The organism is Shimia biformata (assembly GCF_016888515.1).
Lineage (GTDB): Bacteria > Pseudomonadota > Alphaproteobacteria > Rhodobacterales > Rhodobacteraceae > Shimia_A > Shimia_A biformata.
This window is the reverse complement of record NZ_JAFEJK010000003.1, coordinates 96,976-122,501: the sequence shown is the minus strand read 5'-3', so window position 1 is coordinate 122,501 and position 25,526 is coordinate 96,976. Positions and strand designations below refer to the sequence as shown.

Annotated in this window: 25 protein-coding genes and 1 tRNA gene; 5 read left to right on the top strand and 21 right to left on the bottom strand. The window is 61.9% G+C overall.

The annotated features are described in order from the left end of the window. Positions 1-2 precede the first annotated feature (2 nt). The 13 genes from JQ863_RS17565 to hemE all read right to left on the bottom strand — a co-directional run bounded on the left by JQ863_RS17565 (position 3) and on the right by hemE (position 12,896). Entirely contained in the window at positions 3-167 is a 165-nt protein-coding gene (locus tag JQ863_RS17565) for a hypothetical protein (RefSeq protein WP_204115647.1), read from the bottom strand. 1 nt (position 168) lies between these two features. Then, a complete protein-coding gene (locus tag JQ863_RS17560) occupies positions 169-966 on the bottom strand; it encodes a S49 family peptidase (protein WP_204115646.1) in 798 nt (265 codons plus the stop codon). A gap of 97 nt (positions 967-1,063) precedes the next feature. Beyond that, a complete protein-coding gene (locus JQ863_RS17555; protein ID WP_204115645.1) occupies positions 1,064-1,825 on the bottom strand; it encodes an ABC transporter permease in 762 nt (253 codons plus the stop codon). Beyond that, entirely contained in the window at positions 1,822-2,751 is a 930-nt protein-coding gene (locus JQ863_RS17550) for an ABC transporter ATP-binding protein (RefSeq protein WP_204115644.1), read from the bottom strand. Before JQ863_RS17550 ends, JQ863_RS17555 begins: the two co-directional genes overlap by 4 nt. A 93-nt stretch (positions 2,752-2,844) precedes the next feature. Continuing rightward, positions 2,845-3,384: an SRPBCC family protein gene (locus tag JQ863_RS17545; protein ID WP_204115643.1), complete on the bottom strand. Its 540-nt coding sequence runs from the start codon at positions 3,382-3,384 to the stop codon at positions 2,845-2,847. 69 nt (positions 3,385-3,453) lie between these two features. Continuing rightward, the gene (locus JQ863_RS17540; protein WP_204115642.1) at positions 3,454-4,458 is read right to left on the bottom strand and encodes an ABC transporter ATP-binding protein; all 1,005 of its coding nucleotides are present in this window, start codon (positions 4,456-4,458) and stop codon (positions 3,454-3,456) included. Beyond that, positions 4,455-5,447 carry an ABC transporter ATP-binding protein gene (locus JQ863_RS17535; RefSeq protein WP_204115641.1) on the bottom strand — a complete coding sequence of 331 codons (993 nt, stop codon included), beginning with the start codon at positions 5,445-5,447 and terminating at the stop codon, positions 4,455-4,457. Before JQ863_RS17535 ends, JQ863_RS17540 begins: the two co-directional genes overlap by 4 nt. Continuing rightward, positions 5,444-6,589, bottom strand: a complete 1,146-nt coding sequence (locus JQ863_RS17530; RefSeq protein ID WP_204115640.1) for an ABC transporter permease — start codon at positions 6,587-6,589, stop codon at positions 5,444-5,446. The genes JQ863_RS17535 and JQ863_RS17530 overlap by 4 nt, the downstream gene beginning before the upstream one ends. Positions 6,590-6,594: 5 nt before the next feature. Further along, on the bottom strand, positions 6,595-7,599 hold the full coding sequence (locus JQ863_RS17525; RefSeq protein WP_204115639.1) for an ABC transporter permease: 1,005 nt from the start codon (positions 7,597-7,599) through the stop codon (positions 6,595-6,597). 118 nt (positions 7,600-7,717) lie between these two features. After that, entirely contained in the window at positions 7,718-9,757 is a 2,040-nt protein-coding gene (locus JQ863_RS17520) for an ABC transporter substrate-binding protein (RefSeq protein ID WP_204115638.1), read from the bottom strand. A gap of 297 nt (positions 9,758-10,054) precedes the next feature. After that, positions 10,055-11,548 carry an alkaline phosphatase family protein gene (locus JQ863_RS17515; RefSeq protein ID WP_338055537.1) on the bottom strand — a complete coding sequence of 498 codons (1,494 nt, stop codon included), beginning with the start codon at positions 11,546-11,548 and terminating at the stop codon, positions 10,055-10,057. Between the two features lie 162 nt (positions 11,549-11,710). After that, positions 11,711-11,787: transfer RNA gene (locus tag JQ863_RS17510), tRNA-Met, on the bottom strand. A 68-nt stretch (positions 11,788-11,855) separates the two neighbouring features. Further along, positions 11,856-12,896, bottom strand: coding sequence for a uroporphyrinogen decarboxylase (gene hemE / locus JQ863_RS17505; protein ID WP_204115636.1), 1,041 nt, complete (start codon positions 12,894-12,896; stop codon positions 11,856-11,858). A 101-nt stretch (positions 12,897-12,997) separates the two neighbouring features. On the opposite strand from hemE, the gene hemC reads away from it, so the two are divergent. Both hemC and JQ863_RS17495 read left to right on the top strand, forming a co-directional pair. Next, positions 12,998-13,957 carry a hydroxymethylbilane synthase gene (hemC, locus tag JQ863_RS17500; RefSeq protein ID WP_204115635.1) on the top strand — a complete coding sequence of 320 codons (960 nt, stop codon included), beginning with the start codon at positions 12,998-13,000 and terminating at the stop codon, positions 13,955-13,957. Positions 13,958-14,080: 123 nt separating this feature from the next. After that, entirely contained in the window at positions 14,081-14,656 is a 576-nt protein-coding gene (locus JQ863_RS17495) for a hypothetical protein (protein WP_204115634.1), read from the top strand. Positions 14,657-14,729: 73 nt separating this feature from the next. Here JQ863_RS17495 and hemF read toward each other — a convergent pair whose 3' ends face one another. The 4 genes from hemF to clpS all read right to left on the bottom strand — a co-directional run bounded on the left by hemF (position 14,730) and on the right by clpS (position 17,880). Then, positions 14,730-15,623 (bottom strand): oxygen-dependent coproporphyrinogen oxidase, encoded by an 894-nt coding sequence (hemF, locus tag JQ863_RS17490; RefSeq protein ID WP_204115633.1) that lies wholly within the window; start codon positions 15,621-15,623, stop codon positions 14,730-14,732. A gap of 67 nt (positions 15,624-15,690) precedes the next feature. Then, positions 15,691-16,491 carry an SDR family NAD(P)-dependent oxidoreductase gene (locus JQ863_RS17485; protein WP_204115632.1) on the bottom strand — a complete coding sequence of 267 codons (801 nt, stop codon included), beginning with the start codon at positions 16,489-16,491 and terminating at the stop codon, positions 15,691-15,693. Between the two features lie 38 nt (positions 16,492-16,529). Continuing rightward, complete coding sequence (locus JQ863_RS17480; RefSeq protein ID WP_204115631.1) at positions 16,530-17,510, bottom strand: class I SAM-dependent methyltransferase; 981 nt, start codon at positions 17,508-17,510, stop codon at positions 16,530-16,532. A 31-nt stretch (positions 17,511-17,541) separates the two neighbouring features. After that, the gene (gene clpS, locus JQ863_RS17475; protein WP_204115785.1) at positions 17,542-17,880 is read right to left on the bottom strand and encodes an ATP-dependent Clp protease adapter ClpS; all 339 of its coding nucleotides are present in this window, start codon (positions 17,878-17,880) and stop codon (positions 17,542-17,544) included. Between the two features lie 90 nt (positions 17,881-17,970). On the opposite strand from clpS, the gene JQ863_RS17470 reads away from it, so the two are divergent. From JQ863_RS17470 to JQ863_RS17460, 3 genes are all read left to right on the top strand, one after another. Further along, positions 17,971-18,672 carry an HAD family hydrolase gene (locus JQ863_RS17470; RefSeq protein WP_204115630.1) on the top strand — a complete coding sequence of 234 codons (702 nt, stop codon included), beginning with the start codon at positions 17,971-17,973 and terminating at the stop codon, positions 18,670-18,672. Between the two features lie 201 nt (positions 18,673-18,873). Further along, entirely contained in the window at positions 18,874-20,265 is a 1,392-nt protein-coding gene (locus JQ863_RS17465; protein ID WP_204115629.1) for a D-alanyl-D-alanine carboxypeptidase family protein, read from the top strand. A 54-nt stretch (positions 20,266-20,319) separates the two neighbouring features. Beyond that, positions 20,320-21,012, top strand: a complete 693-nt coding sequence (locus JQ863_RS17460; protein WP_204115628.1) for a fumarylacetoacetate hydrolase family protein — start codon at positions 20,320-20,322, stop codon at positions 21,010-21,012. Positions 21,013-21,027: 15 nt separating this feature from the next. Here JQ863_RS17460 and ccoS read toward each other — a convergent pair whose 3' ends face one another. From ccoS to ccoG, 4 genes are read right to left on the bottom strand one after another with little or no spacing between them, the layout of a single operon-like run. Further along, complete coding sequence (ccoS, locus tag JQ863_RS17455) at positions 21,028-21,186, bottom strand: cbb3-type cytochrome oxidase assembly protein CcoS (protein WP_204115627.1); 159 nt, start codon at positions 21,184-21,186, stop codon at positions 21,028-21,030. 4 nt (positions 21,187-21,190) lie between these two features. Next, on the bottom strand, positions 21,191-23,380 hold the full coding sequence (locus JQ863_RS17450) for a copper-translocating P-type ATPase (RefSeq protein ID WP_204115626.1): 2,190 nt from the start codon (positions 23,378-23,380) through the stop codon (positions 21,191-21,193). Between the two features lie 5 nt (positions 23,381-23,385). Further along, positions 23,386-23,844, bottom strand: a complete 459-nt coding sequence (locus tag JQ863_RS17445) for a FixH family protein (protein WP_204115625.1) — start codon at positions 23,842-23,844, stop codon at positions 23,386-23,388. Further along, positions 23,844-25,271, bottom strand: a complete 1,428-nt coding sequence (gene ccoG / locus JQ863_RS17440; protein WP_204115624.1) for a cytochrome c oxidase accessory protein CcoG — start codon at positions 25,269-25,271, stop codon at positions 23,844-23,846. Before ccoG ends, JQ863_RS17445 begins: the two co-directional genes overlap by 1 nt. Positions 25,272-25,526 lie beyond the last annotated feature (255 nt).

The following is a 25,526-nucleotide window of genomic DNA, read 5'->3' as shown; positions in this document are numbered from 1 at the left end:
GGTCAGCCCTTCCTGCCACAGGCACAGGGCCCGCGCCCGATGCGGTAGCGCCCGCAGGACGGGCATTTTGCCGAACTCAGCCGTTTCTGGCCGGGAAAGCTGAGCTTGCCGAACATCGCCAGCACGCCCATGCCGATCAGGAAGAGGACAACGACCTTCAGGATCATATCAACACCCGAACCGCGCGAATTCTGCGCGCTCTTCGATGCTGACCAGCGCATCCTGCGCCAATGTCGCCCCGAACCTCTGCCAGACCGGTTTGCGCATTCCATAGCGGCGGAAGCGCACGTCCTTGCCAAAGCGTTTCTGCATTTCCGGCACCAGATGGGCGATGCCGTCGATCAGCCCGATCTCGGCGGCCTTGCGGCCGATCCAGACCTCGCCGGTGAACATCTCGGGCACGGTGTCCAGTTTCGGACCGCGGCGCGCTTTCACATGGGCGATGAAATTGGCGTGGATTTGTTCCAGCATGGATTTCAGCCGCACGACATCCTCTTCCTTTTCCGGCTGGAAGGGGTCGAGCATGGATTTCGATTTGCCTGCGGTGTGGACGCGCCGTTCCAGCCCCTGACGGGTCAGGAACACATGCGCGCCGAAACTGGCCGAGATGACGCCGATCGAGCCGACGACCGAGCTTTCATCGGCAAAGATCTCATCCGCAGATGCCGCCAGCCAATAGCCGCCCGATGCGGCGACATCCTCGACAAAGGCGATCACGGGGACGTTCTTTTCCTCGGCCAGACGCCGAATGCGCGCCCCGACCAGCGAGGATTGCACCGGGCTGCCACCGGGCGAGTTGATCTCAAGCGCGACAGCAGCGGGTTTCCCCTTGGAGAAGGCTTTTTCAACAAGCGGCGCAAGCCGGCGGTCGTCGATGCTGCCGCGCCCCCCCGCACCGATCACACCTTGCAGGCGCAGAACGGCGACCGTGGGCCGGGATTTCAGGAAGGGGATCCAGCGTTTCATGGCTTCGGATGTAGAAGCCCGGAGGGGGACAAACAAGGCATGTCCCCCCACAAAGACGTAACGTGGCAGAAATATCAACGCCCGTGAACGGCGGGGATCAGCTTCGGATGCGCCAGCCGGTGCGGAAGATCCACCAGATCAGGCCAAGGCATAGCACCATGAAACCGCCGATCGCCATCAGGCTGACGGCCACCGGCACGTCTGCAAGGCCAAAGAAAGACCAGCGGAACCCCGAGATCAGGTAGACCACCGGGTTGGCCATGGCGATGGTCTGCCACGCGGCAGGCAGCATCGAGATCGAGTAGAACGACCCGCCGAGGAACACCAGCGGCGTGACCACCAGAAGCGGGATCAGCTGCAACTGTTCGAAATTCTGCGCCCAGATGCCGATGATGAAGCCAAACAGCGCAAAGCTGATGCAGGTCATCACGAGGAAGGCCAGCATCCAGATCGGGTGCTGGATCTGGAGATCGACAAAGAAGGACGCGGTGCCAAGGATCACCAACCCGATGAACAGGGATTTCGTCGCCGCCGCGCCGACATACCCCAGAACGATCTCGAAATAGTTGATCGGCGCGGACAGAAGCTCATAGATCGTGCCGATGAATTTCGGGAAGTAGATGCCGAAAGATGCGTTCGACAGGCTTTGGGTCATCACCGACAGCATGATCAGCCCCGGCACGATGAAGGCGCCATAGCTGACGCCTTCGACCTGATCGATGCGGCTGCCGATAGCAGAGCCGAAGACCACGAAGTAAAGCGAAGTCGAGATCACCGGAGATATGAAGCTTTGCGCCAGAGTGCGGAAAAACCGCGCCATTTCGGAATAGTAGATAGCCCAGACTGCGGAGAGGTTCATGCCGCGTCCTCCTTCACCAGACCGACGAAGATGTCCTCAAGGCTGGATTGCATGGTTTGCAGGTCGCTCATGTGGAGACCCGTCTTGGCGAGGTCCGACAGAAGCTGGGTGATGCCGGTGCGTTCGGCCTGGGTGTCATAGGTATAGATCAGCGCATGCCCGTCATCGACACGGTCAAGCGCATAGGCCGACAGCGCCTCGGGGATGGCGTCACAGGGATCGGACAGCTCGATCTTCAGCTGTTTCTGGCCCAGCCGCTTGATCAGCGATGTCTTGTCCTCGACCAGCAGGAGTTCGCCCTTGGTGATGACGCCGATGCGGTCGGCGATGGCCTCGGCTTCTTCGATGTAATGGGTGGTCAGGATTATGGTGACGCCGGAGGCCTTCAGCTCGGCGACCACGTCCCACATTTCCTTGCGCAATTCGACATCAACCCCGGCGGTGGGCTCGTCAAGGAACAGGATGCGGGGTTCGTGGCTGAGCGCCTTGGCGATCAGCACCCGGCGTTTCATGCCGCCCGACAGTTCCATCACGCGGGCATTGCGTTTGTCCCAGAGCGACAGCTGTTTCAGGATCTTTTCCAGATAGGCGTCGTCGCGGCCCTTGCCGAACAGCCCGCGCGAAAAGGCGACGCTGTCCCAGACCTTTAGGAAAGGTTCAAGGTTGATTTCCTGCGGCACCAGACCGATCAGGCGGCGCGCGCCGCGAAACCCGGTGACGACGTCGTGCCCTCCCACAGACACGCTGCCCGAGGACGGGTTGGTGATACCGCACACGGTAGAAATCAGCGTCGTCTTGCCCGCGCCGTTCGGTCCCAGAAGGGCAAGGATTTCGCCCTCTTCGATATCGAGGGTCACACCTTTCAGCGCCTCGAAGCCACCTTCATAGACCTTTTTCAGGTCCTTGATCTGGACAATGGATGTCATGGAAAAATCCCTGTTTCGCCGCGCGACCCTATCAGCACGCCAAGCGGATGAAATCTGTGATGACAAGAGAGGCGCCTGTGCGCCCGCGCAGGGTCAGCTGTCCCCGCCGCGCCCCGTAAGCCGTTTGATCCAGCCCTTTTTCTTCTGCTCCGGGTCGGCGTCGGCCGGGGTCTCGGCATCCCCTTCGTCAGGCGAGCCTTCCAGCGCCGTTTGCAGATTCTGGAAAAACTGGTCGGCCATCTTCTTGGCAAAACCGTCGATCAGGCGGCTGCCCAGTTGCGCCAGCTTGCCGCCGACCTTGGCGTCGACCTCGTATTCCAGCAATGTGCCGGTGTCGGTCGGGGACAGGGCCACCTTTGCTTCGCCCTTGGCAAACCCTGCGGCACCGCCCTTGCCTTCGCCCGTCAACGTCAGGCTTTCGTGTTCGACAAGATCGCTGAGCGCCACGTTGCCCTTGAAGGTCGCCTTCACCGGGCCGACCTTTTGGACCACGGTCGCCTCGAACCCCTCGGCGGCGGTGCCGGTCACTTCTTGCGCGCCGGGGACGCAGACCGCCAGCATCTCGGCGCTGAGAAGCGCGTCCCAGACATCCCCCACGGGTGCCGCGATTTCGCGGCTGTCATTCATGTGCATTGGCGCGCTCCCTCCCGTTTGCGTCCCCAGAAGATATGCACCCGCGCTCGAAGCACAAGTGCCCGCGCGTCATCCCGGCACCTGCTCCAGCAGTTCGCGCCAGCGATGGCAGGCGACCTCGTGCCCGTCGCCGGGGTTTTCCAGTGCCGGTTCCTGCACTTTACAGATGTCGATCGCGTTCGGGCAGCGGGTGTGGAACTTGCAGCCCGGCGGCTGGTTCGTGGGCGACGGGATCTCTCCGGTCAGCTTCTGCGCCCGGCCCCGGTCATCGGGGTCAAGCGACGGAATCGCCGAAAACAGCGCCTTGGTATAGGGGTGACGCGGGGCCGTGAACAGCTTTCGCGTCGGGGCCGTTTCCACCAGCCGTCCCAGATACATCACGGCGACATGATCGCAGGTATGGGCCACCACGCTGAGGTCATGGCTGATGAACAGGAAGGTGATGCCAAGATCGCGCTGCAATTCCTTCAACAGGTTCAGAACATCCGCCTGAATCGACACATCCAGCGCCGCGACGCTTTCATCCGCGACGATGAATTTCGGCCCCGAGACCAGCGCGCGCGCGATCGAGATGCGCTGACGCTGGCCGCCGGAAAAGGCATGCGGGAAGCGGCGCAGGTGTTCGAGGTTCAACCGGCACTTGGCCGCGATCTCGCGCACACGCTGGTCGGTTTCTTCGCGGGTCCTGGTCAGGCCCATCACCTCAAGCGGTTCGGCGATGATGTCGCGCACGGTCATGCGCGGCGAAAGCGCGGCATAGGGATCCTGGAAGATCAGTTGCGCGCGCTTGCGATAGTCTTTCAGGTCCGGTCCCTGCAGGGTGGTCAGGTCATAACTGACTTCGCCATCGTCATAAGACGCTGTCCCGTCCGAGATCGGCACCGCCTTCAGAAGCGCCCGCCCAAGCGTGGTCTTACCGGAGCCGCTTTCGCCAACCAGCCCGAAGAAGGACCCGCGCGCGATGTCGATATTGACGCCGTCGACGGCCTTCAGGATGTGGCTGTTGAACAGCCCGCCGCCGATTTTGAAGCCAACAGACAGGCCATCGGCGCGGATCAGTGTTTCGTCAGTCATGCCGCCCCCCCGGAATAGATGTGGCAGGCGACACTGTGGGTGTCATCGACCTGATCGGCGACAGGCAGTTGCGCACGGCACACATCGCCGACGATTTGCGCGCAACGGGTGTGAAAGACGCAGCCCGAAGGCCGTTCCAAGGGCGACGGGATGTCGCCGGGCACGGGCGTCAGCGGCGCGTCGAGGTCGTCGAGCTTGGGCAGTGCCGCCAAGAGACCCTGGGTATAGGGGTGTTTCGGGTTGCGGATGACCTCGCGGACCGGGCCTTCCTCGACCAGCCGGCCAAGATACATCACCGCCACCTTGTCGGCGGTCTGGGCCACGACGCCAAGGTCGTGGGTGATGAAGATGATGCCCATGTGGAATTCATCCACGAGGTCCTTCATCAGGTCGATCACCTGCGCCTGAATGGTCACATCCAGCGCGGTTGTCGGTTCGTCCGCGATCAACAACTTGGGTTTGGTCGACAGGGCCATGGCGATCATCGCGCGCTGGCGCATGCCGCCCGAAAGCTCGAAGGCATATTGGTCGAACCGCTTTGCGGCATCCGAAATACCGACGCGGTCCAGCATCTCGACCGACAGCGCCTTGGCCTGCGATTTGGACATGTCCGAATGCAGCTGCAACTGCTCGACCATCTGCTTGCCGATGGTGATCGCGGGGGCGAAACTGGCCATCGGTTCCTGGAAGATCATCGAGATCGCCCCGCCCCGCACGATCTGCAGGTCGGCGGGTTTCTTCAGCGACAGCACGTCCACCGGGCCGGCGTCACTGTGCAGGGTTATCCTGCTTTCAGGGGAATAGACCGCATTGCGGGCATTCAGGTGCATCAGCGATTTCGCCGTGACCGACTTACCCGAGCCGCTTTCGCCGACAAGCCCCATCACCTCGCCCTTGTTCAGGGAAAAGGACACGTTGTCGACGGCGGTGATCAGCCCCTCGTCCGTCCTGAATTGCAGGGTCAGGTTTTCGACGTCGATCAGGCTCATTTATTGGTATCCGAATAGGGGTCGGCGGCGTCGCGCAGACCATCGCCGACAAAGACGAAGGCCATCACGAGCGCGATGAAGAAGATGACGGGGATGAAATACCACTGGTAGTTCAGCATCACGTCGGCGCTGGTTGCCTTTTGCAGCATCACGCCAAGCGACGATACCGGGTCTTTGAGGCCCAGCCCGATGAAGGACAGCGCGGTTTCCGACAGCACCATGTAGGGGAAAGAAATCACCAGATCGACGATGATGTAGCTGGTGAACGAGGGCAGCAGGTGGCGGCGGATCACGTGGCTTGAAGATGCGCCACAAAGCTGTGCGGCCAGCACGTATTCCTGATTTCGCTCGGTCAGGAGATGCGTCCTGACCCGCCGTGCCAGCGTCGGCCAGCCGATCAGCCCAAGGATCAGGGATATGTAGAAGAACCGTGCCTCGGCCGTCATTTCGGGTGGCATGAAGGCCGCGACCGCCATGAAGAGCGGGATGGCAGGCACGGTTCGGACCGCGTCCGTGACCATCTGGATCACACCGTCGATCCAGCCGCCGTAATAGCCGGCAACCCCTCCGATAATCAGGGCCAGCACAAAGGCGATGAACACCCCGATCGAGCCGACCTTGAGCGAGGTCCAGATCGCATGAAGCGTACGGCTGAAAATGTCCTGACCGTCCTCATCGGTGCCAAACAGGTGGATCTTGCCCTCTTCGGCACCAAACAGATGCCGCGAGCCGGGGATGAAACCGAACAACTTGTAGCTGTCCCCCTTGGGCAAGAAGGTCAGGTGGATGCGCTTGTCCTCGTTGATCTTGGTCACCCAACGGAAGTTCGTCGCCATCGACCGTTCCCGTTCGACCGCGTGGATGAAAGGCCGGATCGTGCAGCCGTTCTTGTCGCAGAACTGCGGGATCTGCGGCGCGCCGTTGGTATAGTCCTTGTCGCGCCCCGCAATGGTCGGGTCATAGGGCGACAGGAAGGGCGCAAAAATGCCCGAGACGATCAGCACCACAAGTACCATCGCGGCAATCATGGCAGCGCGCTGTTTCTTGAACCGCGCCCAGATCAGTTGCCGCTGCGAGGCGGTGAAATAGGCCTCTTTCGATTTCTGGTCCTGCAGGGTCAGGTCGGTTGTCTGGTCTGTCATCGCGCCTACCTCATGATGGACTTGCGCACGCGCGGGTCGATGATCGCCAGCGCCACGTCAGTCACGAAGTTGAGCGTCACGATGGACGCGGTGAGAAGGAAGATGATCGCGCCCGCGAGCTGCTGGTCATTCGAGCGCGCAAGGGCTTCGATCAGAAGTGCCCCGGCCTCGGTCAGGGTCAGGATCAGCGCCACGATGGGCAATTCGTTGAAAATGCGGTTCAGATCGAACCCGAGCGAGTTGATGATCGGCCCCAGCGCATGTTTCGCCGGGTAGCGCCACAACAGCCGCCGCCCATGCACGCCGCGCGCCGCCGCCGCGGTGACGTAAAGCTTGCCGATCTCGTCCGACATCAAGGCGCGCACGGTCTGAAGTGCAAAAGCGGTCGCCGACCAGCCGAGGATGAAGATCGGCAGCCAGGCATGTTTGATGAGGTCGACGAACTTCGGCCAGCCCCATGGGGCATCGCGAAATTCCTTGGAAAAGAGCCCGGTCAGAGTTTCGCCGAACCATATGGTCGAGACCAGCATGATCAGGAGCGCCAGAAGGAAGTTCGGCATGGCAAGGCCCAGATAGCTGACCAGCCGCAGAGAGTTGTTGAGGAAAGCGTTGTTCGACGCCGCCGAGATGATCCCGACCGGGATCGCGATCAGATAGGCCAGCGCAAGCGAGGCCAGACAGACCCCCAGCGACAGCCAGAATTTCGAGCCCAGAAGCTGGGCGATGTTCACCCGCAGGATACAGCTGTCGCCGAACTCGCCCTGGAAGGCGTTGACGATCCACGTGCCCCATCGTTGCAGGAAAGGTTTATCAAGACCAAGGCGTTGACGTTCGGCCTCGATGTCGGCCACCGAAATGCCGGACCCTTGGGTGTTCTTGAAGGCCAGATACCGTTCGGCACAGTCGCCGGGCACCAGTTCCATCAGCGAGAACACGACAAGGGACACGATGACCAGCGTGATCATCGCCATGACAGCCCGCACCAGCACAAAACGCGCGAAACTCAGCATATCCCTGTTTCCCCCTCACGCGCTTGTTCCCGGTTCAGGACTGCGGTGACTTGTTTTTGTTGGGAAATGCAGGCGGAGAAATCCCCGCCTGCACCGTTGTTTCGGGATCGGGGTCCGATCACTCGTCCAGATACCACTGGGTCGCGCGATACGGATAGGTCCGATAGTACTCGTAGGAATGCGTCTGGAACTGGTGGAAGTTCTTCAGCGCGGTCCGGTGGATCATCGGCGCAGGCGCGTTCACGGTGCCGATGAACAGAAGGTTCTCGGTCATGTTCTTCACCATGCTCTCGGTCAGGGCCGCGAATTCCGGGCTGGACTGATCCGCCGATTGCAGCGAATTGATGTCCGCCATCAGAGCCTTGACGTATTCCGGCGGCTCAACCCCGGCGGACCCGCCGGATTCAACCCATTCAGCCCACAGCATGCCGTTGCGGTTGCCAAAATAGTTCTCGAACGGCGGCACCCACAGTTCGTTGTTACCAAGCACGATGGCCAGCGGCTGGCCTTTGCGCCACATCGACACGTCCAGCTTGTTGGCCGACTGCGCCGAGCGGTACTCATCCGGGGTCACCTCTTTAACCACCGAGTCGATGCCGACATCGCGCCAGAACTGGGCCACCAGTTCGACGGTCTGTCCGGCGATGCCCTGGGTCGAGAAGTTCAGGTTCAGAACCAGCTTGTCGCCGTTGGGCAGTTCGCGGATGCCGTCGCCATCGGTGTCCTTCATGCCAAGATCGTCCAGACGGGCGTTTGCGCCAGCGGGATCAAACTCGGTCATGTAGGTCATCCAGTCGCCGTTGACCCCGTCGGGCTTGGGCGAGAAGCCGATGTATTGCTGCGGCACGCCTTGCCCGAAGAAGCCGACCTCGTTCAGTTCCTCGCGGTTGATGGCGATCGACATCGCCTCGCGGAAGCGCAGGTCGCCAAAGACGGCGCGCTTGGCCTCGTCCTCATGCGTGACGTTGAAGCCGAAGGCACCCATGGTGATTTCAGGCCGCAGGTCGACGACATAGCCGCCCTTTTCCTGGTTCTCCAGAAGGATCGGCGCGGACGCCAGTTGCAGCGACTGCGACTTGTAGTCAACTTCGCCGTTCACGATCTTCAGCAGACGGACTTCGTTATCGTTGATATAGACCTCGTCCTGCTCAGAGATGTAAGGCAGCTGCTGGCCGGTGACGTCAACCTGATGGAAATAGGGGTTGGCAACCAGGTGCCGCCCATCCGTGGTGTCGGTGACGTAGATATGGCTTTCCAGCGTCGGGTAGGTGTGCTTGGGCAGACCGGCAACAAGGTCGGGTTTCGAGAGCATTGGCGTCGGCGTGTCGGTCCAGTCCGAGTTGCCGTAATACGCCTTGATCGCGTCATAGCCGTTTTCGAATCCCAGCGACTGCGCATAGCTGTCCGCGTCCGCGTTGATCGCGGGGTGGAACTGACCCAGGAAATGCTTGGGCAGGAAGGGCTGTGAATAATGCGTGGCAAAGTGGGCGATCAGGCCCGGCTTCGGCGCAGGCAGGTTGAAAATGACGGTGGTATCATCCGGTGCCTCGACCGTCATCGCCTCGCCCGCGACGGTGATATAGTCCTTGGGCGTTTCGAAGATGTTCGTGTCGTGCATGATGTTGTCATGGTAGAACACGATGTCGGCAGAGGTGAACGGCGCCCCGTCCGACCATTTGTGACCCTTGCGCAGCTTGATCGTCAGCTGGGTGAAATCGTCGTTCCACTCCCACGATTTGGCGATGTTGGGCACGATGGTCTGCAGGTCGTCGGAATAGCGCACAAGGCTGACGTGACGCACGGACAGGAAGTCCGATGTACCGGCCTCGGTCGCGTTGGACAGAACGTCCAGCGTACCGCCATAGGTGCCGACACTGTCATAGGGCACGACAACCAGCGGCTCGGCCGGGATGCGCTCGGCCAGCGGCGGCAGGTCACCGTTGCCGGCAATCTTGCTGTTCAGCATGGCAGAATCGGGGTTCGCCGAGAACTCCATCTTGCAGCCAGCGGCGGCCTCGAACTCGGCCAGATCATATTGTTGCGGGAAAGCCCCCGGCGCGACACCCATCATGTCGGCGACCGAGATCGCGGGACAATTGGCAGATGCCGCGGCTGGTATCACCAGCAGGGCAACGCCCGACAAAAGAATTCTTTTCATGTTCTCTCCTGTTGCTTTTAACAGTTTTTGGTACGGGTATTTTGTTTTTTTCCCGAAAGCCCAAACGCCACGGATCGTGACGCACAGGCGGTGAATGGATATGCTCAGAAAATTGGCCGCGGGTAGCGGCCAGGTCTCAATCCGGTTATCAGGTCCCGCAAGAAGTGATCTTGGCCCCCTTTGGCAAAACCCGTCAAGGCCGGACTGCGTGCCTCGGTCGCTGTGATGACCTGTGCATGTGACAAGGGTGTGACAGGGCAGGATGGCAACACCCACCGACCAAATATTTGTAATTTATCAAAAATCCCCACGCTGAAGGCCATCCGGGGTGACCATGACACGGGCAAACAGACCCTCGGCATGTCGCATCCTGTGATCCAGCATGGCCCGTGTCAGGCGCAAGAGATCGGACTGTGCCTCGGGCCGTGCCGCAATATTGACCGCTTCGCCTGCACCATCGGCATCAAAAAGAAGCGGGGGCAGACCGCCGTTGAAATGGACCAGAGTGTACCGGCCATCGCGCAGGATGCACAGGCCCGCCTCGTCCGCGCGCAGGCCCAGATCGGTTTGCCAGCGGGTCGGCGCGACCGGGTCTCCGAAGTCCAGCTCGGAAAAGCTGTGGCGACGCCAACCGTCGGGCAGATGGCCCTGCAGGAACGGCAACAGGCTGTGGCCATCCATCGTGTCCGGCGCAGCGCGCCCCATCCAGTCGAGGATCGTCGGCGCAAGATCCACGGACTCGGTCGGCACCGAGACCGCCTGACCACGGGTTTCGCTTGCATCCGGGTCGCGAATGATGAGCGGCACGTGATAGGCGGCGGCGTGATAGTTGGATTTCCCCCAGAAATGGAAATCTCCCAGCATCTCGCCGTGATCGGAGGTGACGACAATCAGCGTGTCGTCATATTGGCCCGTCTCTTTCAGGGCATCGACCAAGCGGCCGATATGGTGATCCACCTCAACCGCAAGTCCGAGATAGATCGCACGCAGCATCTGGATGTTTTCATCCGTTGGCTGAAGGTCGGGAAAGCCCTCGACCGCGCCGGACGCGGGAGACTTGGCAAGGGCTGAGGCGTTGAACGGATGTTTTGCCCCTTCGTCCTGCATCGACCCGGCGCGTTCCGGCAGGGGCAGCGTGGCCGGATCGACAATGCGGTTATAGGGGTCCGGCGCCACCAGCGGCGGGTGCGGGCGGATATAGGTGACATGGGCAAACCAGCCCTCCGGCCGCGCCTTCAGGTGCCGGATCACACTGTCGGTCAGGAAGGCGGTGTCGCTGTCCTCGGCCCGATAGAGCGCGGGGTCATCGGGGCGCGGGCCATTGGGCCGGAAGATGTCGGGATAAGGGGGAACGTCATAGCCCTTTTCGATCAGGTGCGCGCGCCAGGGCCAGCTTTCCTCGAGCCGCATCTCGACCACTTCCTCAAAACCGGGAATGACCTGTTCATAGGAGGTCAGGCGCGGGTCGGCGGGGTCATGGGCCCGCGGGTCGGGCGCGATATCGGTATAGCCGAACAGCAAAGGCAGATAACCTGCCTTGCGTGCTTCGGTCGCGACATTCGGCTTGTCCTGTGGCAGCGGGGTGCCATTGCGTGTGCTGCGGTGGTTCATCGCGTACTGCCCGGTCAGAAGCGACGCCCGCGACGGGCCGCAGGGATTGGCCACGGACCAGTGATTGCGGAAGCTGACCGCGTCACGTTCCAGCGCCTTGAGATTCGGCAAATCGACCGCGTCGGCCAAGGCCCCATGCAGGCAATCCGCCCGCATCTGGTCAATTACTACGAAAAGCACATTCCGGCGCGGTGCCACGCTGTTCCCCTGTCAAAGTCGACCTTCGGATCAGGAAAGACGCTTGCCGGGCCGCAATCAAGCAAAAGATTTGCGACAGGACACAGGCATTCCCGAAAAGCAAAAAGACCCGGACGGTTGGTCCGGGCCTTTTCAGGAATTCTGTGGTGGCGGTACAGGGACTTGAACCCCGGACACGCGGATTATGATTCCGCTGCTCTAACCAACTGAGCTATACCGCCACGGTGACGCGGGATTTAAGACAGGGGGTCGGGCGCGTCAAGACCGAAAAGACGTGTTTTTCGCCCTGTCACGACCGGTTTTCACGCACGGTATCAATCATCAGCTGCACGTTCTCGGGATCGGCGTCAGGAGTGATTCCATGGCCGAGGTTGAAGATATGCGGCCCGTTCGAAAACGCCTCGACAATGGCGCGGGTTTCACGCACCAGCGCCTCGCCACCGGTGACCATGTGGGACGAGGCAAGGTTGCCCTGCACACAGCCGTCTTTCTGGACATGCGCGGCGGCCCATGCCGGTTCGGCGCTGTCGTCCAGCGCGACACAATCCGCGCCCGTGGCTTTGGCAAAGCCTTCATAGCGCGGACCGGCCTGACGCGGGAAGGCGATGACGGGAATACCGGGATGGCGTGCTTTCAGTTCGGCGATGATGCGCTTTGCCGGGTCCAGTGCGTATTTGTCGAAATCCGCGCCGTTCAGCGATCCTGCCCAGCTGTCGAACAGCTTGACCACCTCGGCCCCGGCGTCGATCTGCATCGAGAGATAGTCGATCGTGCCTTCGATCAGCCGCTCGATCACCTGATCGAACAGCGCGGGGTTTTCGTCTTTCAACGCGTGGGCCGGGCCCTGGTCGGGGGTGCCGCGCCCGGCGATCATATAGGTCGCGACGGTCCACGGCATTCCCGCGAAACCGATCAGCGTGGTTTCCTTTGGCAGCTCACGCGACAGGATGCGGACGGTCTCATATACCGGGGCCAGCGTGTCGTGGATGTCGTCGCGCCCGCCCAGCTTGTCAAAATCCGACTGGCTCTGGATTGTCGACAGGCGCGGGCCCTCTCCGGTTGCGAACCAGAGGTCCGCGCCCAGCGCCTGCGGCAGCAGAAGGATGTCGGCAAACAGGATCGCCGCATCGAACCCGTAACGCCGGATTGGTTGCAGCGTGACCTCGGCGGCAAGGTCCGAGTTGTAGCACAGCGACAGAAAATCGCCGGCCTGTTCACGGGTCGCGCGGTATTCGGGAAGGTAGCGCCCCGCCTGTCGCATCATCCAGATCGGCGGCGTCGGAAGGGTCTCGCCCGCCAGCGCGCGCAGAATGGTTTTTGTCTCGGACATGATCCACCTCAAGTTCGTCCCCCGCTTGGTCGTGCTAGAGCGACAGGATGTCAAGGCCTGCACCGCTTGTCAGGACCAAAGGACGCGACTAGAGGACATATATGACTTTGCACCTGCCCACCCCCGACTCGCCCCTGAAGATCGGCACGCGCGGCTCGCCGCTGGCACTGGCTCAGGCCCATGAGACACGCCGCCGGCTGAGCGCGGCCTTTGACCTGCCGGAAGAGGCGTTCGAGATCGTGGTCATCAAGACCACCGGCGACGATGCCAGCCTGATCGCCAAGGATCGGCCGCTGAAGGAACTGGGCGGCAAGGGGCTGTTCACCAAGGAGATCGAAGAGGATCTGTTGTCGGGCGCAATCGACATCGCCGTCCATTCGATGAAGGACATGCCCGTGGCCCAGCCCGAGGGGTTGCTACTGGACACTTACCTGCCGCGCGAAGACACGCGCGATGCATTTGTCTCGCCTGATGTGGCGCGGCTGGCCGATCTGCCCGAAGGCGCGGTTGTGGGAACCTCGTCCCTGCGCCGCCGGGCACAGTTGTTGCATTTCCGCCCGGACCTGAAGGTGGTCGAGTTTCGCGGCAACGTGCAGACCCGGCTAAAGAAGCTGGAAGACAAGGTTGCCGACTGTACCTTCCTTGCCATGGCCGGGCTGAACCGGCTGGGTATGAGCCATGTCGCGTCCTCGGCCATCGAGCCCGAAGAGATGCTGCCCGCGGTGGCGCAGGGTGCAATTGGGATCGAACGGCGCGCCGACGACATGCGCACCGCCGAAATGCTGGCGGCGCTGCACGACACCCCGACCGGCCACCGGCTGGCGGCGGAACGCGCGTTTCTTGCCGCGCTGGACGGGTCGTGCGAGACGCCGATTGCCGGGCTTTCGGAACTGGAGGGCGGCACGATCCGCCTGCGCGGTCAGGTATTGCGCCCCGACGGGTCAGAAGCGATCGGTGACGACCGGACGGCCCCGGTCGAGGATGCCGCCAAGCTGGGCCGGGAAATAGCGCAGCATTTGCTGTCCCTCGCTGGACCTGACTTCTTTTCCTGGCGCGGCTAGGCAAATCCCACGCCGCCCCGGTTGGACTACAAAAATCCCGAAAAATTTTCCCGAAACCGGCCAGCTTTTGCCATCTTTCACCGCAAAGTTGAGAGAAAGTTACCCGGCTCGGGAGATAGGGACATGAATGCCATGAATGGTGTGGCACATTCGCTGGCGCAGGATGGCGCCGATTGGAAATCACCTCCGTCCAAGGAGGACAAGCGCGGGTATCAGGTCAGCAATACCAGAAGCGGTCTGAGCATCGGATCGGGCGTCGATGCGGTTGCGCGATTTGTCGGGGTTCTTTTGGTCCTTGGCGCATTGATCCAGTGGACCGTGCCGCGTGTCGACCTTTCGGGCAACGTCGTTCACAACCAGATCATGCTGTCGATTGCCTTTTCCGTCATCGGGATGGCGATTTACGCTTATGCCATTCGCGGCCACCGCAGCGAGATCGTCCTGGACATCCGCAAGGGCGAAATCACCGTCAACCAGCTGACCCGGCAGGATCGCGTCCGGTCATCCACAACCGTCCCGCTAAGCCGGATCAAAAGCATCTATGTGCGACGTAAGGCCGGGATCGAAGACACGGCCACCCTGCAAATCCGGCACAAAGACAGCAATTCAGAAATCTGCGCCATTCGCGGCGACTATCAGGAACTGGAAGACCTGCATCGCCAGCTGTGCCACGACATACGCATGGTGCGCCCGATCTGAGGGTCGCCTCCGCAATGATGTAACGAACGGCGCAAGGCACAGCTTGCGCCGTTTTTCGTTTCAGATCAGCGGGTCAGACCCATTTCGCCATGGGTGGCAAGCTCATCAATACCGCGTTGGCGTCATGCCCAGTCTCAAGTCCGAACTTGGTGCCCCGGTCATAAACAAGGTTGTATTCGGCATAAAGACCACGGTGGATCAATTGCGCGTTCTTCTCGGTCTCGCCAAATGCCATAGTGCGGCGCTTTTCGACCAGCGGAACGAACGCGGGTAGGAAAGCCCGGCCGAGATCCTGGATCAGGGAAAAATCAGCCCCCCAGTCGCCAGAGTTGTGATCGTCAAGGAAGATGCCTCCGACACCGCGCGCGCGTTTGCGGTGCGGGATATAGAAATACTCGTCGGCCCAGTCTTTCAGCCGGGGATACAGCGCGCGGTCATGCTTGTCGCAATGGGTCTTCTGGACTTCGTGGAAATGGGCGGTGTCCTCGTCATATTCCAGGCAGGGGTTCAGGTCCGACCCGCCGCCAAACCACCACGCGTGCGGGGTCCAGAACATGCGGGTGTTCATGTGGACAGCCGGGACATGGGGGTTCTGCATATGGGCGACAAGACTGATGCCGCTGGCCCAGAACCGGGGATCGTCCTTCATGCCGGGCAGCCCCTTGCGCGCCGCCATCGCCGCCTGCGCGCGCTCGCCCAGCGTGCCAAAAACCGTCGAGATGTTGACGCCAACCTTCTCGAACACCCGTCCGCCGCGCATCACCGACATCAGGCCGCCGCCGGCATCTTCGCCATCCGCACCTTCGCGTCGGGTTTCGGTGACTTCAAAGCGGCCCGGGTTCATGTCGCTGAACGGACCCTTGGCATGGCTGTCCTCAAGCCCTTCGAATGCTGCGACGATGTCATCCCGCAGGCTGCGGAACCATGTTGAGGCACGGGTTTTCTCGGCTTGCATCTGGTCGCTCATGGGTCGTCAACTTTCTGAATATCGTGCAAATTCCGGCCATCGGCAGGGCAATTGTCAATCGGACGGATCAGTGCGCCGGGGCGGCGACCGGATCAAGCAGAGTGCGTCCGCCATCCAGTGTCACGATCTGCCCGGTCATGAACCCGGCACCCTCGCTGGCAAGGAACTGCACCGCTTCGGCCAGCTCATGCGGCGCGGCCACCCGGCCCAGCGGCGTGTGATCCTCGATATCCTCGCGATAGCCGTCATTTTCGCGCAATGCGTCCTGGAGGCTGGCACTCATCACGGAACCGAACGAGACCGCGTTCACCCGGATGCGATGTGGCGCCAGCGCCACCGCCATCGAGCGGGTCATCTGGTCCAGCGCGGCAGTTGAGACGGAATAGCCAAGAAGGTCGGGATGGGTGCGGCGCGCCGCGATTGAGGACAGGTTGACGATCGACCCCACCTGGCCCTCTGGCTGATCCTCGCCCTGTTTGATCATGCGCTTGGCGATGATCTGGCTCAGTCGCAGGCTGGTCATCAGGTTCTGCTGGATCATCAGTTCGACAGACGCGTCGTCGGGGTCCAGAGGGTCGGTCGTCACCACCTGGCGGCAGGCATTCACAAGGATATCGACCTTGTCATAGGCATCCAGCGTCGCTGACAGAAGATTGGCAATCGACAGTCTTTCGCGCAGGTCGCAGGCAAAAAACCGGATATTGCCATCGTCGGGGTTTTCACCCAGTTCCCGCTTCAGGCTTTTGTCGTCCATGTCAGCAAACATGACATTCGCGCCGTTCTCGACGAAATGCCGCGCGATGGCGAGGCCGATGCCATTGGCCGCCCCGGTCACGATGGCAGTTTTGCCCGCGATGGAAAAAGACATTGGGCTGACCTCCTGATTCTGGCCGAGGTTACGCGGTTTCAGCGCCGCGTGCGAGTTGGTCTTTGCGCAAGGTGCAGCTTGAACCGGCTGTCGCCGCCGATCTCTTCGACCTTTCCAAAGCGCGCCTCAAGCTCGGCCTCGTAGGGCAGATGACGGTTTGAAACCATCCACAGCTTGCCCGACGGCGCAAGATTGCGGGCGGCGTTGGCGATAAAGGCGCGGCCCAGTGCGGGTTCGGCGGCGCGCGACGTGTGAAACGGTGGGTTCATCACCACGGCATCCAACAGTTGCGGCGCGGTCCAGGCGGTGCCGTCGGCCCAGTGGAAACTTGCGCGCGGGTCGCCGATATTGGTGCGCGCGCAGCTCAGCGCGTCATGGTCGGCCTCGACCAGATGCAGGGTTTCCACCCCCGGTCGGGTCAGCACGGCGGATGAAAGATAGCCCCACCCTGCCCCCAGATCGGCAACATGTTTACCCAGCTTCTCGGGCAGGGACGCTGCAAGAAGCCTTGAGGCCGGGTCGATCCCGTCGGCGGAAAACACACCGGGTCGGGTAAGGAACCCGCCGTCTATGGTCTGGCTTTCCGGGGCGGCCCAATCCGCGAAATCGCCATTTTGGAACCAGAACAGCCGGCCATGCCCCTTGGACATGCCGCCCAGAATATCGGCGCGTTGGCGGCAGGCTTTCCAGATCGAGTCGACTCCGTCCGTCTTTTGTCCGTCGACGATAACCAGCCGCGCCAGCCGCGCCGCAATTTCGATGCGCGCCTGTGCCAGCGCCTTCGCGCGCGGCAAGAACACCAGCGCCGCATCAAAGTCGCCCGTTGCCTCGGTCACGCAGTCATAACCCTGCGCCTGCAGCGCGTCGTAATCGGGTTTGAACCCGGTGACGACCTGCACCCGGTCACATGGCAGGACGGACAGATCGGTCAGGGCATTCGGTCCGAAAACCGCGATCCTTCCCTCAGGCAGGACCAACCCGGCCCCATCGAGCGCCAAAGGCAAACGCGCATGAGTCATTGGCAATCATGATCCCGCCAGACGGCGCGGATCACTCCTTTTCCATGGTGCATTGCAGGGGATGCTGGTGACGGCGGGCGAAGTCCATGACCTGCGTCACCTTGGTTTCGGCGATCTCGTGGCTGAACACTCCAACGACGGCGACGCCCTTCTTGTGGACGGTCAGCATGATTTCAAAGGCCTGCGCATGGCTCAGGCCGAAGAACCGTTCGAGAATATGAACGACGAACTCCATCGGGGTATAGTCGTCATTCAGCAGAAGCACCTTGTAAAGCGGCGGCCGCTTGGTGCGGGTGCGCGTTTGCAGGGCGACGCCGACGTCATTGTCGTCGTCCTTGTCGCCTGACATATGAAGCGGCTTTTGGGCCATCAAATTGCGCATCCGGTTTCCTTGCATCGAAACCCTATATAACCTGACCACGGCCCCAGAAAAGAGGGGCAAACCGCAGGAGACCCTTTCATGGCGCAAAAACTCACCACAATCGGTTTCGATGCGGATGATACGCTGTGGCACAACGAGCGGTTCTTCCGCATGACCCAGGAACGATTCGCAGCGTTGCTGGCGGATTTCGCGCCCGCCGATCATCTGGATCAGCGGCTTCTGGCGGCAGAGCGGCGCAACATCGGCCACTACGGGTTCGGCATCAAGGGCTTCGTGTTGTCGATGATCGAAACCGCCATCGAAGTGACCGAGGAACAGGTCCCCGCCCGCGTCATCTCCGAAATCATGGACGCAGGCCGCGAGATGCTGGCCCATCCGATCGAATTGCTGCCCCATGCCCGCGACGCGGTAGAGGCGCTGGCCGGGTCGCACCGGTTGATCCTGATCACCAAGGGCGACCTGCTGGACCAGGAACGAAAACTGGCGCAATCGGGACTGGGCGACATGTTCGACTGGGTCGAGATCGTGTCGCAGAAAACGCCGCAGGTCTATTCGGATGTCTTTGCCCGCCACGGCGACGGGGCGGATCGGGCGCTGATGGCGGGGAATTCGATGAAATCCGACGTGGTGCCGGCGATCGAGGCCGGAAGCTGGGGGGTGTTCGTACCACATGACCTGACGTGGGATCTTGAACATGCCGAGGCACCGGACAGCCATCCACGTTTTGTCGAGCTGCCCGACCTTGGCGGGCTGCCCGCGCTGGTCGAAACCATCGGCTGACCCCGCCATATTCCCGCCACAATCGACAGTGTTGGGGGTGCGGCGTGTGTTTCCACAAAATCTGGAGCGGCAGAAAGCAGACAACATGAAAAATCAATGCAAGCTATGGGTTTATTCGCGCATTGGGCTGTGTTAGCCTGTTAAGCAATTAATGTGACCAGCCGGAAAACCGGCGGCATGAGGCAAAAAAAGGCAGTTATCATGAAGGTTCGGCTGAGTGCGCCGACCCGCTTTGGGTTCATTCTGATTGCGGCATTCTGGATGTTGATCGCGGCGCCGGTTTCGGTTGCCGCCGCGCCCTATGCCGCGATGGTGGTTGACGCCCGGTCGGGTGAAGTTCTGCATGCGCGCAATGCCGATACCCGGCTGCACCCGGCCTCTCTGACCAAGATGATGACCCTGTATATTGCCTTTGAGGCGGTGAAAAACGGCGAAATCTCGCTGGATACCCGCGTGCGCATCTCGACCCACGCGGCCTCTGAGCCACCGTCGAAGCTGGGACTGAAGGCGGGGCAAAGCATCGCGCTGCGCTATCTGATCCGCGCCGCCGCTGTGAAATCGGCCAATGACGCCGCCACCGCGATCGGTGAGGCGATCAGCGGCAGCGAGGCCGCTTTTGCCCGCCGCATGAACCGCACGGCGAAGGCGCTTGGGATGACCAACACGACATTTCGCAATGCCCACGGGCTGACCGAGTCCGGGCATCTGTCGACTGCGCGGGACATGACCACGCTGGGACGGCACCTGCTTTATGACTATCCGCAATATTACAACCTGTTCTCGCGCCGCTCGACCCATGCCGGGATCAAGGAAGTGTCGAACACCAACCGCAGGCTTCTGGATGCCTATCGCGGCGCCGACGGGATCAAGACTGGATACACCCGCGCCGCCGGGTTCAACCTTGTGGCGTCGGCGGAACGCGGCAATGAACGTATCATCGCAACCGTGTTTGGCGGGCGCTCGACCGCGACACGGAATGCCAAAGTGGCCGAGCTTCTGGACCTTGGGTTCCGGCGCGCACCCAGCCAGGTGGCCTTTCGCAAGCCTCCGCTGCCCGACTACACCGGCACGGGTTCATCGGATGGCGGCAAACGCGTCCGCGTCGCGTCAGTGGTGAAACAAAGCCCACGCCCGAAACTGCGGCCCAATGGCGAAATTGCGGTGGCAAAGGCCACGCAGCTGACCACCGCAACCGAGATCGAGGACGACATCCGCCAGGCGCTGAAAGAGGCGCAGAAGGTGAAACCCGCCGAAGACGGGTCGTTGGTTCTGGCGTCCAAGGTTGAGGATGAAACGGCCGAAGAGATCGCATCCTCGGAACCCGAGGTCGTGACCCGGCTGTCCACCAGCGGCGGGCGGCACTGGGGTATCAATGTCGGGCGCTATGCCTCGCGCTATGCGGCCGAGAAGGTTTTGTTGAAAACCGCGCTGTCGGAGATGGCGACGCTGGATGGCGCGCTGCGCAAGGTCGTGCAGACACCGCGCGGGTTCGACGCGAATTTCATGGGGCTGAACCGCGAAACCGCGGAACTGGCTTGCCGCCGGTTGCAGGCGCGGCACGTCAATTGCTTCATGCTGGGACCGCCGTCCTGACCGTCAAATTGCCTTTTGCTTGCCAAGGTCCGAACCGCGCGGCATGACTGGCGCATGACCCAGTCCTTTGTCCTCCCCGCCCCTGCCCCGACTTGCCTGCCAGTTGCCGGGTCGGATGACCTGTTTCCGGTGCGCCGCATTTTCTGCGTTGGCCGCAACTATGCCGAACACGCACGCGAGATGGGAAATGACCCGGATGCCGAACCGCCGTTTTTCTTTACCAAGCCCGCCGATGCCGCAATTCCGTCTGGGCTGACGATCCCGTTTCCGCCGATGACGCAGAACCTGCATCACGAGGCGGAACTGGTTGTGGCCATCGGCAAGGGTGGTGCAAATATCGACGCGCCGGATGCCATGGAGCATATCTGGGGATTTGCCGCCGGAAACGATCTGACCCGTCGTGACCTTCAGGCCGAGGCCAAGGCCACGCGGCGGCCCTGGGACATGGCCAAGGGCTTTGACAATTCCGCCGTAATCGGCCCCCTGCACCCGATCGCGCAGACCGGGCCGATGACGTCCGGCGCCATCACCTGCACGGTCGACGGTGAAGCGCGGCAATCGGGCGATCTGTCCGAGATGATCTGGCCCACCGCCGACATCATCGCCTTCCTCAGCCGTCTTGTGACACTGGCACCGGGCGATTTGATCATGACCGGCACCCCGGCGGGGGTCGGTGCAATCGAACCCGGTCAGACCTGTGCTGTCGAGATTGCCGGGCTGTCCCCGGCAGAAGTGACCTTTGCCTGATCCGGGGACAGTGCGTCAGGATCGGGGCTTGTCGTCATACTGACCGCTGAGGATGCGGTTGGCGTCGCCCTCGGGGTCGTCATACTGGTTCGAGCGCACGGTATAGAGAAACGCGACAAGGCCCACGCCGCCCAGAAGCAGCGAAATCGGGATCAGGAAGAACAAGACGTTCATCGGCTTACCTCAGGCGCAGCGCGTTCAGGGACACTGTGATCGACGACAGCGACATGGCAAGCGCCGCAATCAGCGGTGTTGCCAGCCCCGCCACCGCCAGCGGAACCGCAATGACGTTATAGACCGTGGCGATCTGGAAGTTCTCGCGGATACGCTTGATTGCCGATCTTGCCGTGATCAGCGCGTCGGCGATCGGGCTGAGGTCGCCGCCAAGAAGCACGATATCCGACGCCACCCGCGCCGCATCCAGCGCAGATGCGGGTGAGATCGAGACATGCGCCCCGGCAAGCGCGGCGGTGTCGTTCAGCCCGTCACCGACCATCAGCACCTTCTTGCCCTGATCGCCCAGCGCCGCGATCCGGGCGGCCTTGTCTTCGGGCAGGGCCTCGGCGATCCATTTGGTGATGCCCAACCGGGTGGCAAGCTCCTCGACCGCGCAGGTGGAGTCACCCGAGATCAGCATGACCTCGATCCCGTCGTTGATCAGCGCATCGACCGCCTCTTTCGCGCCATCACGCAGCGAGTCGGTAAAGCTGAAGGCGACCGGAGCTGCGTCCCCGATCCGCAAAAACGCCGAGGTTTGGGCCAGCGGTTGCGTCCCTATCCAGCTGGCCCGCCCCAGCCGGACGCGTTGCCCGCGCCAGCCCCCCTGGGTGCCAAAGCCCGGCACTTCTTCGATATTTTCCACATCGGCCGCGATGATCCCGGCCTTTGTCGCGGCTTCGGCCAATGCGCGTGACAGCGGGTGGGCGGATCCTGCCGCCAGTGCCAGCGCAATGGACAGGTCGCGCGGGTCATGATCGGCAAGATTGGTCAGGCTGGGCGTGCCAGCGGTCAGCGTGCCGGTCTTGTCAAAGACCACCGTGTCCACGGTTGCCAGCCGCTCCAGCGCGGTGGAATGCTTGATCAGCATGCCCTTGCGGAACAGACGGCCTGACGCGGCGGTGGTGACGGCAGGAACGGCAAGACCCAGCGCACAGGGGCAGGTGATAATCAGCACCGCAGCGGCAATATTCAGCGCGGTGCGCATGTCGAAGGTGTAAAGATACCAGCCCAGGAACGAAAGCGCCGACAGGATATGCACGCCCGGCGCGTAAAGCTTGGCGGCGCTGTCGGCCAGCGAGGTATAGTTCGACCTGCCGGACTCGGCGATGGCGACAAGGTCGGCCATGCGGTGCAGCGAGGTCTGCTCTCCGACCGCAGTGGCGCGGATCAGGAGCGGGCCGGTGAGGTTCACCTCTCCTGCGCTGACCGCCAGACCGGGTTCGGCAAAGACCGGCAGGGTTTCTCCGGTCAGAAGCGAACGGTCCAGTTCCGAGCGGCCCTCGACGATCTCGCCGTCCACCGGCATCCGCCCACCGGGGCGCACCATGACCAGGTCGCCAACAGCCAGCGTTGCCACCTGAACGGTTTCCTCGACGCCATCCACGACGCGGATGGCGCGGGGCACTTCCAGCGCGGCCAGTTCCTCGGCGGCGGACCGGGCCACGGCGCGGGTGCGGTGATCGAGGTATCGCCCCGCCAGAAGGAAGAAGACCAGCGCAAGCGCGGCGTCGAAATAGGCGTGTTCACCCGAAAGGGAGGTTTCCCAGAGCGAGGTCACAACCGCCAGCACAATCGCCAGAACAATCGGCACATCCATGTTCAGGCGGCGGTGTTTCAGGGCGTTCCACGCGCTGACATAGAAGGGGCGGCCGGCAAAGACGATGGTCGGCAGCGCGATGGCGGCGGAAATCCAGTGGAACATGTCACGCGTCGCGGCCTCGGCCCCGGACCAGACTGAAATCGACAGCAGCATCACGTTCATCGACGCAAACCCGGCCACCGCCAGCCGCATCAACAGGTCACGCCCCGCCTTGTCCGTCTGCGTTGCGCTGAGGGTCCCGGCGTCCAGTTCATGCGCCTCGTATCCGACCTTGGCCAGCACTGCGACCAGATCGGCGGCGGCGACTTCGGGGTCGGCCTCGACGCTGGCGCGTTTCAGGGTCAGGTTCACCCGCGCCGACTTCACGCCCGGATGCTTGGCCAGCGCCCCTTCGACGGTCGAGATGCAGGCGGCGCAATGCACCCCCGGCACAGATAGCGCCACGCGCGCGTCCTGCTGTGCCTCGGCCCCGGCCGCAAGCGCTTCGGCGGCGGGGACGGCGTCACAGGCGGGACAGGCCGAAACAGGAGGGCGCAGGGTTGCGGTCACGTCATTCAGTCTCCGACAATCAGGACGACGCGCTGGGTGAACTCGGTGCCATCGGGCGCCAATGCGGTCATGCGGATGTTCCAGTTACCGTCCGACAGTTCCACGGGTGCGACATAGGCGGTGCCGTCAAACTTGAAATCGGGGGTCATGTCGTCCTGCACATGGGTTGGCCGGCCTAGCACGGCGTCCAGAGTCTGAACCTCAACCGGCTTGCCTTGCGCATCTGTGATCGACAGGATCAACAGGCCGCCGGTGGAACGGGCCTTCACGGTCCAGCCCAGCGCCTCTTGTGCTTCGCGGCGGTCGTCGAACTCCTGGCTGGCGACATAAGAGTTCTTGACCTCAAGGCCCGGGAAGGTCTTGACCGCGCTATAGGCCAGAACAATGTTCACGCCGATGATGATGGCAAAGGCGCCGATAAAGACCATGGCGGCATGGCGCCCGGTGAATTTGCGTTCGGCCATTATTTGCCCTTTCCGTTAAACACGGTGTCCTGATGGACCCGGTCGCCGTTTGCCGTATCCTCGACCCAGAAGCGGAAGTCGGTCAAGGCACTGGAGGCCGGTTCCGATCCCGGTGGTGCAACCACATAGACGCGCTGCAACTTGGTCGAGTCCGCGGGCACCTTTACCGTTTCATAAGGCGTGCCTTCAAGCTCGACCCGAAGGAAGTCGCTGCCTTTCAGGGTAATGCGGAACGGGCGTTCCTCGCCATGTTTGTTGCGCAGCCGCACCTCATAGGTGTTGCGGATCGACCCGTCGGACAGGGTCACGAAGGTCGGGTTACGCACTGGCGCAACCGTGACCGAGATGTCAGGCCGGATGAACAGAGCCACCAACAGCAGCACACCAACCAGCGACCAGAGCGAGGTGTAAAGGATAGTGCGGGGCCGAAGGATGTGCTGGATGACGGGCTTGGCGGTGCCGCCCCGCTTTTCGCGTTCTTCGTCGGACCATGCCATGTAGTCGATCAGACCGCGCGGCTTGCCGATCTTGTCCATGATCTCGTCACAGGCGTCGATACACAGGGCGCAGGTGATGCACTCAAGCTGCTGGCCGTCGCGGATGTCGATCCCCACCGGGCAGACATTGACGCAGGCCATGCAGTTGATGCAGTCGCCCTGCTCTTCCCCGGCGCGCACCTCGGCCGAGCCTTTGCGCGGCTCACCCCGCCATTCGCGATAACCGACAACCAGCGTGTCCTCGTCCATCATCGCGGCCTGAATACGCGGCCAGGGGCAGGCGTAGATGCAGATCTGTTCCCGCGCGAAACCGCCGAACAGGAAGGTGGTGAAGGTCAGGACGGCCATCGTGGTATAGGCCACCGGATGGGCGTTGCCGGTCACCAGGTCACGCAGCAGCGTCGGCGCGTCAGCGAAATAGAACACCCATGCCCCGCCTGTGGCGAGGCCGATCAAGAGCCAAAGCGTCCACTTCGTCATGCGCAGGCGGAACTTGCGGAAGTCCCACTTTTTCTGACGATGCAGGCGCAGGCGGGCGTTGCGGTCACCTTCGACCCAGCGTTCGACAAGGATGTAAAGGTCGGTCCACACGGTCTGGGGACAGGCATAGCCGCACCAGACCCGGCCCAGTGCCGAGGTGAACAGGAACAACCCCAGCCCGGCCATGATCAAAAGACCGGCGATGAAATAGAATTCATGCGGCCAGATCTCGATCCAGAAGAAGAAAAAGCGGCGGTTGGCGAGGTCAACGAGGATCGCCTGATCCGGCAGGCTGGGGCCCCGGTCCCAGCGAATCCACGGCGCGAGATAGTAAATGCCCAGCGTCACCGCCATGATGATCCACTTGAGATTGCGGAACGGGCCGGACACCCGCTTTGGGAAGATCGGCTCTCGGGCGGCGTAAAGGCTTTCTTGGGGTTCGGCGCTCACTGAATCACTCGCTCTCGGAATTGTAAGGGTCTTTTCTCAGGACCGGGCAAAGATCACTTTGACCTGCATCAATTGGCTGAAATCTCATTCGAAATTCCGCATGTGTTATTGCGTGTTTCGACACCTTCCACCATCTGACTTAGCGTCGCGCGAGGGATTGTCACACCTGGCTTGGCAGAAAAGATGTATTTGATATTAATGAAAAAGGCGCCGGCTTTCCAGGAAACGCGCGAACAGGACGGAAAGCCAGCGCCT

What these genes read in the sequence shown, in the direction of transcription:
- hemF (WP_204115633.1), bottom strand. Translation starts at nt 15,623, where the DNA reads ATGAGCGACCAGATGCAAGCCGAGAAAACCCGTGCCTCAACATGGTTC.
- JQ863_RS17535 (WP_204115641.1), bottom strand. Translation starts at nt 5,447, where the DNA reads ATGAGCCTGATCGACGTCGAAAACCTGACCCTGCAATTCAGGACGGAC.
- JQ863_RS17550 (WP_204115644.1), bottom strand. Translation starts at nt 2,751, where the DNA reads ATGACATCCATTGTCCAGATCAAGGACCTGAAAAAGGTCTATGAAGGT.
- JQ863_RS17565 (WP_204115647.1), bottom strand. Translation starts at nt 167, where the DNA reads ATGATCCTGAAGGTCGTTGTCCTCTTCCTGATCGGCATGGGCGTGCTG.
- JQ863_RS17465 (WP_204115629.1), top strand. Translation starts at nt 18,874, where the DNA reads ATGAAGGTTCGGCTGAGTGCGCCGACCCGCTTTGGGTTCATTCTGATT.
- JQ863_RS17520 (WP_204115638.1), bottom strand. Translation starts at nt 9,757, where the DNA reads ATGAAAAGAATTCTTTTGTCGGGCGTTGCCCTGCTGGTGATACCAGCC.
- JQ863_RS17555 (WP_204115645.1), bottom strand. Translation starts at nt 1,825, where the DNA reads ATGAACCTCTCCGCAGTCTGGGCTATCTACTATTCCGAAATGGCGCGG.
- hemC (WP_204115635.1), top strand. Translation starts at nt 12,998, where the DNA reads ATGACTTTGCACCTGCCCACCCCCGACTCGCCCCTGAAGATCGGCACG.
- JQ863_RS17545 (WP_204115643.1), bottom strand. Translation starts at nt 3,384, where the DNA reads ATGCACATGAATGACAGCCGCGAAATCGCGGCACCCGTGGGGGATGTC.
- JQ863_RS17445 (WP_204115625.1), bottom strand. Translation starts at nt 23,844, where the DNA reads ATGGCCGAACGCAAATTCACCGGGCGCCATGCCGCCATGGTCTTTATC.
- JQ863_RS17460 (WP_204115628.1), top strand. Translation starts at nt 20,320, where the DNA reads ATGACCCAGTCCTTTGTCCTCCCCGCCCCTGCCCCGACTTGCCTGCCA.
- JQ863_RS17530 (WP_204115640.1), bottom strand. Translation starts at nt 6,589, where the DNA reads ATGACAGACCAGACAACCGACCTGACCCTGCAGGACCAGAAATCGAAA.
- JQ863_RS17560 (WP_204115646.1), bottom strand. Translation starts at nt 966, where the DNA reads ATGAAACGCTGGATCCCCTTCCTGAAATCCCGGCCCACGGTCGCCGTT.
- JQ863_RS17470 (WP_204115630.1), top strand. Translation starts at nt 17,971, where the DNA reads ATGGCGCAAAAACTCACCACAATCGGTTTCGATGCGGATGATACGCTG.
- JQ863_RS17480 (WP_204115631.1), bottom strand. Translation starts at nt 17,510, where the DNA reads ATGACTCATGCGCGTTTGCCTTTGGCGCTCGATGGGGCCGGGTTGGTC.
- hemE (WP_204115636.1), bottom strand. Translation starts at nt 12,896, where the DNA reads ATGTCCGAGACAAAAACCATTCTGCGCGCGCTGGCGGGCGAGACCCTT.
- JQ863_RS17525 (WP_204115639.1), bottom strand. Translation starts at nt 7,599, where the DNA reads ATGCTGAGTTTCGCGCGTTTTGTGCTGGTGCGGGCTGTCATGGCGATG.
- clpS (WP_204115785.1), bottom strand. Translation starts at nt 17,880, where the DNA reads ATGGCCCAAAAGCCGCTTCATATGTCAGGCGACAAGGACGACGACAAT.
- JQ863_RS17485 (WP_204115632.1), bottom strand. Translation starts at nt 16,491, where the DNA reads ATGTCTTTTTCCATCGCGGGCAAAACTGCCATCGTGACCGGGGCGGCC.
- JQ863_RS17495 (WP_204115634.1), top strand. Translation starts at nt 14,081, where the DNA reads ATGAATGCCATGAATGGTGTGGCACATTCGCTGGCGCAGGATGGCGCC.
- JQ863_RS17540 (WP_204115642.1), bottom strand. Translation starts at nt 4,458, where the DNA reads ATGACTGACGAAACACTGATCCGCGCCGATGGCCTGTCTGTTGGCTTC.
- ccoS (WP_204115627.1), bottom strand. Translation starts at nt 21,186, where the DNA reads ATGAACGTCTTGTTCTTCCTGATCCCGATTTCGCTGCTTCTGGGCGGC.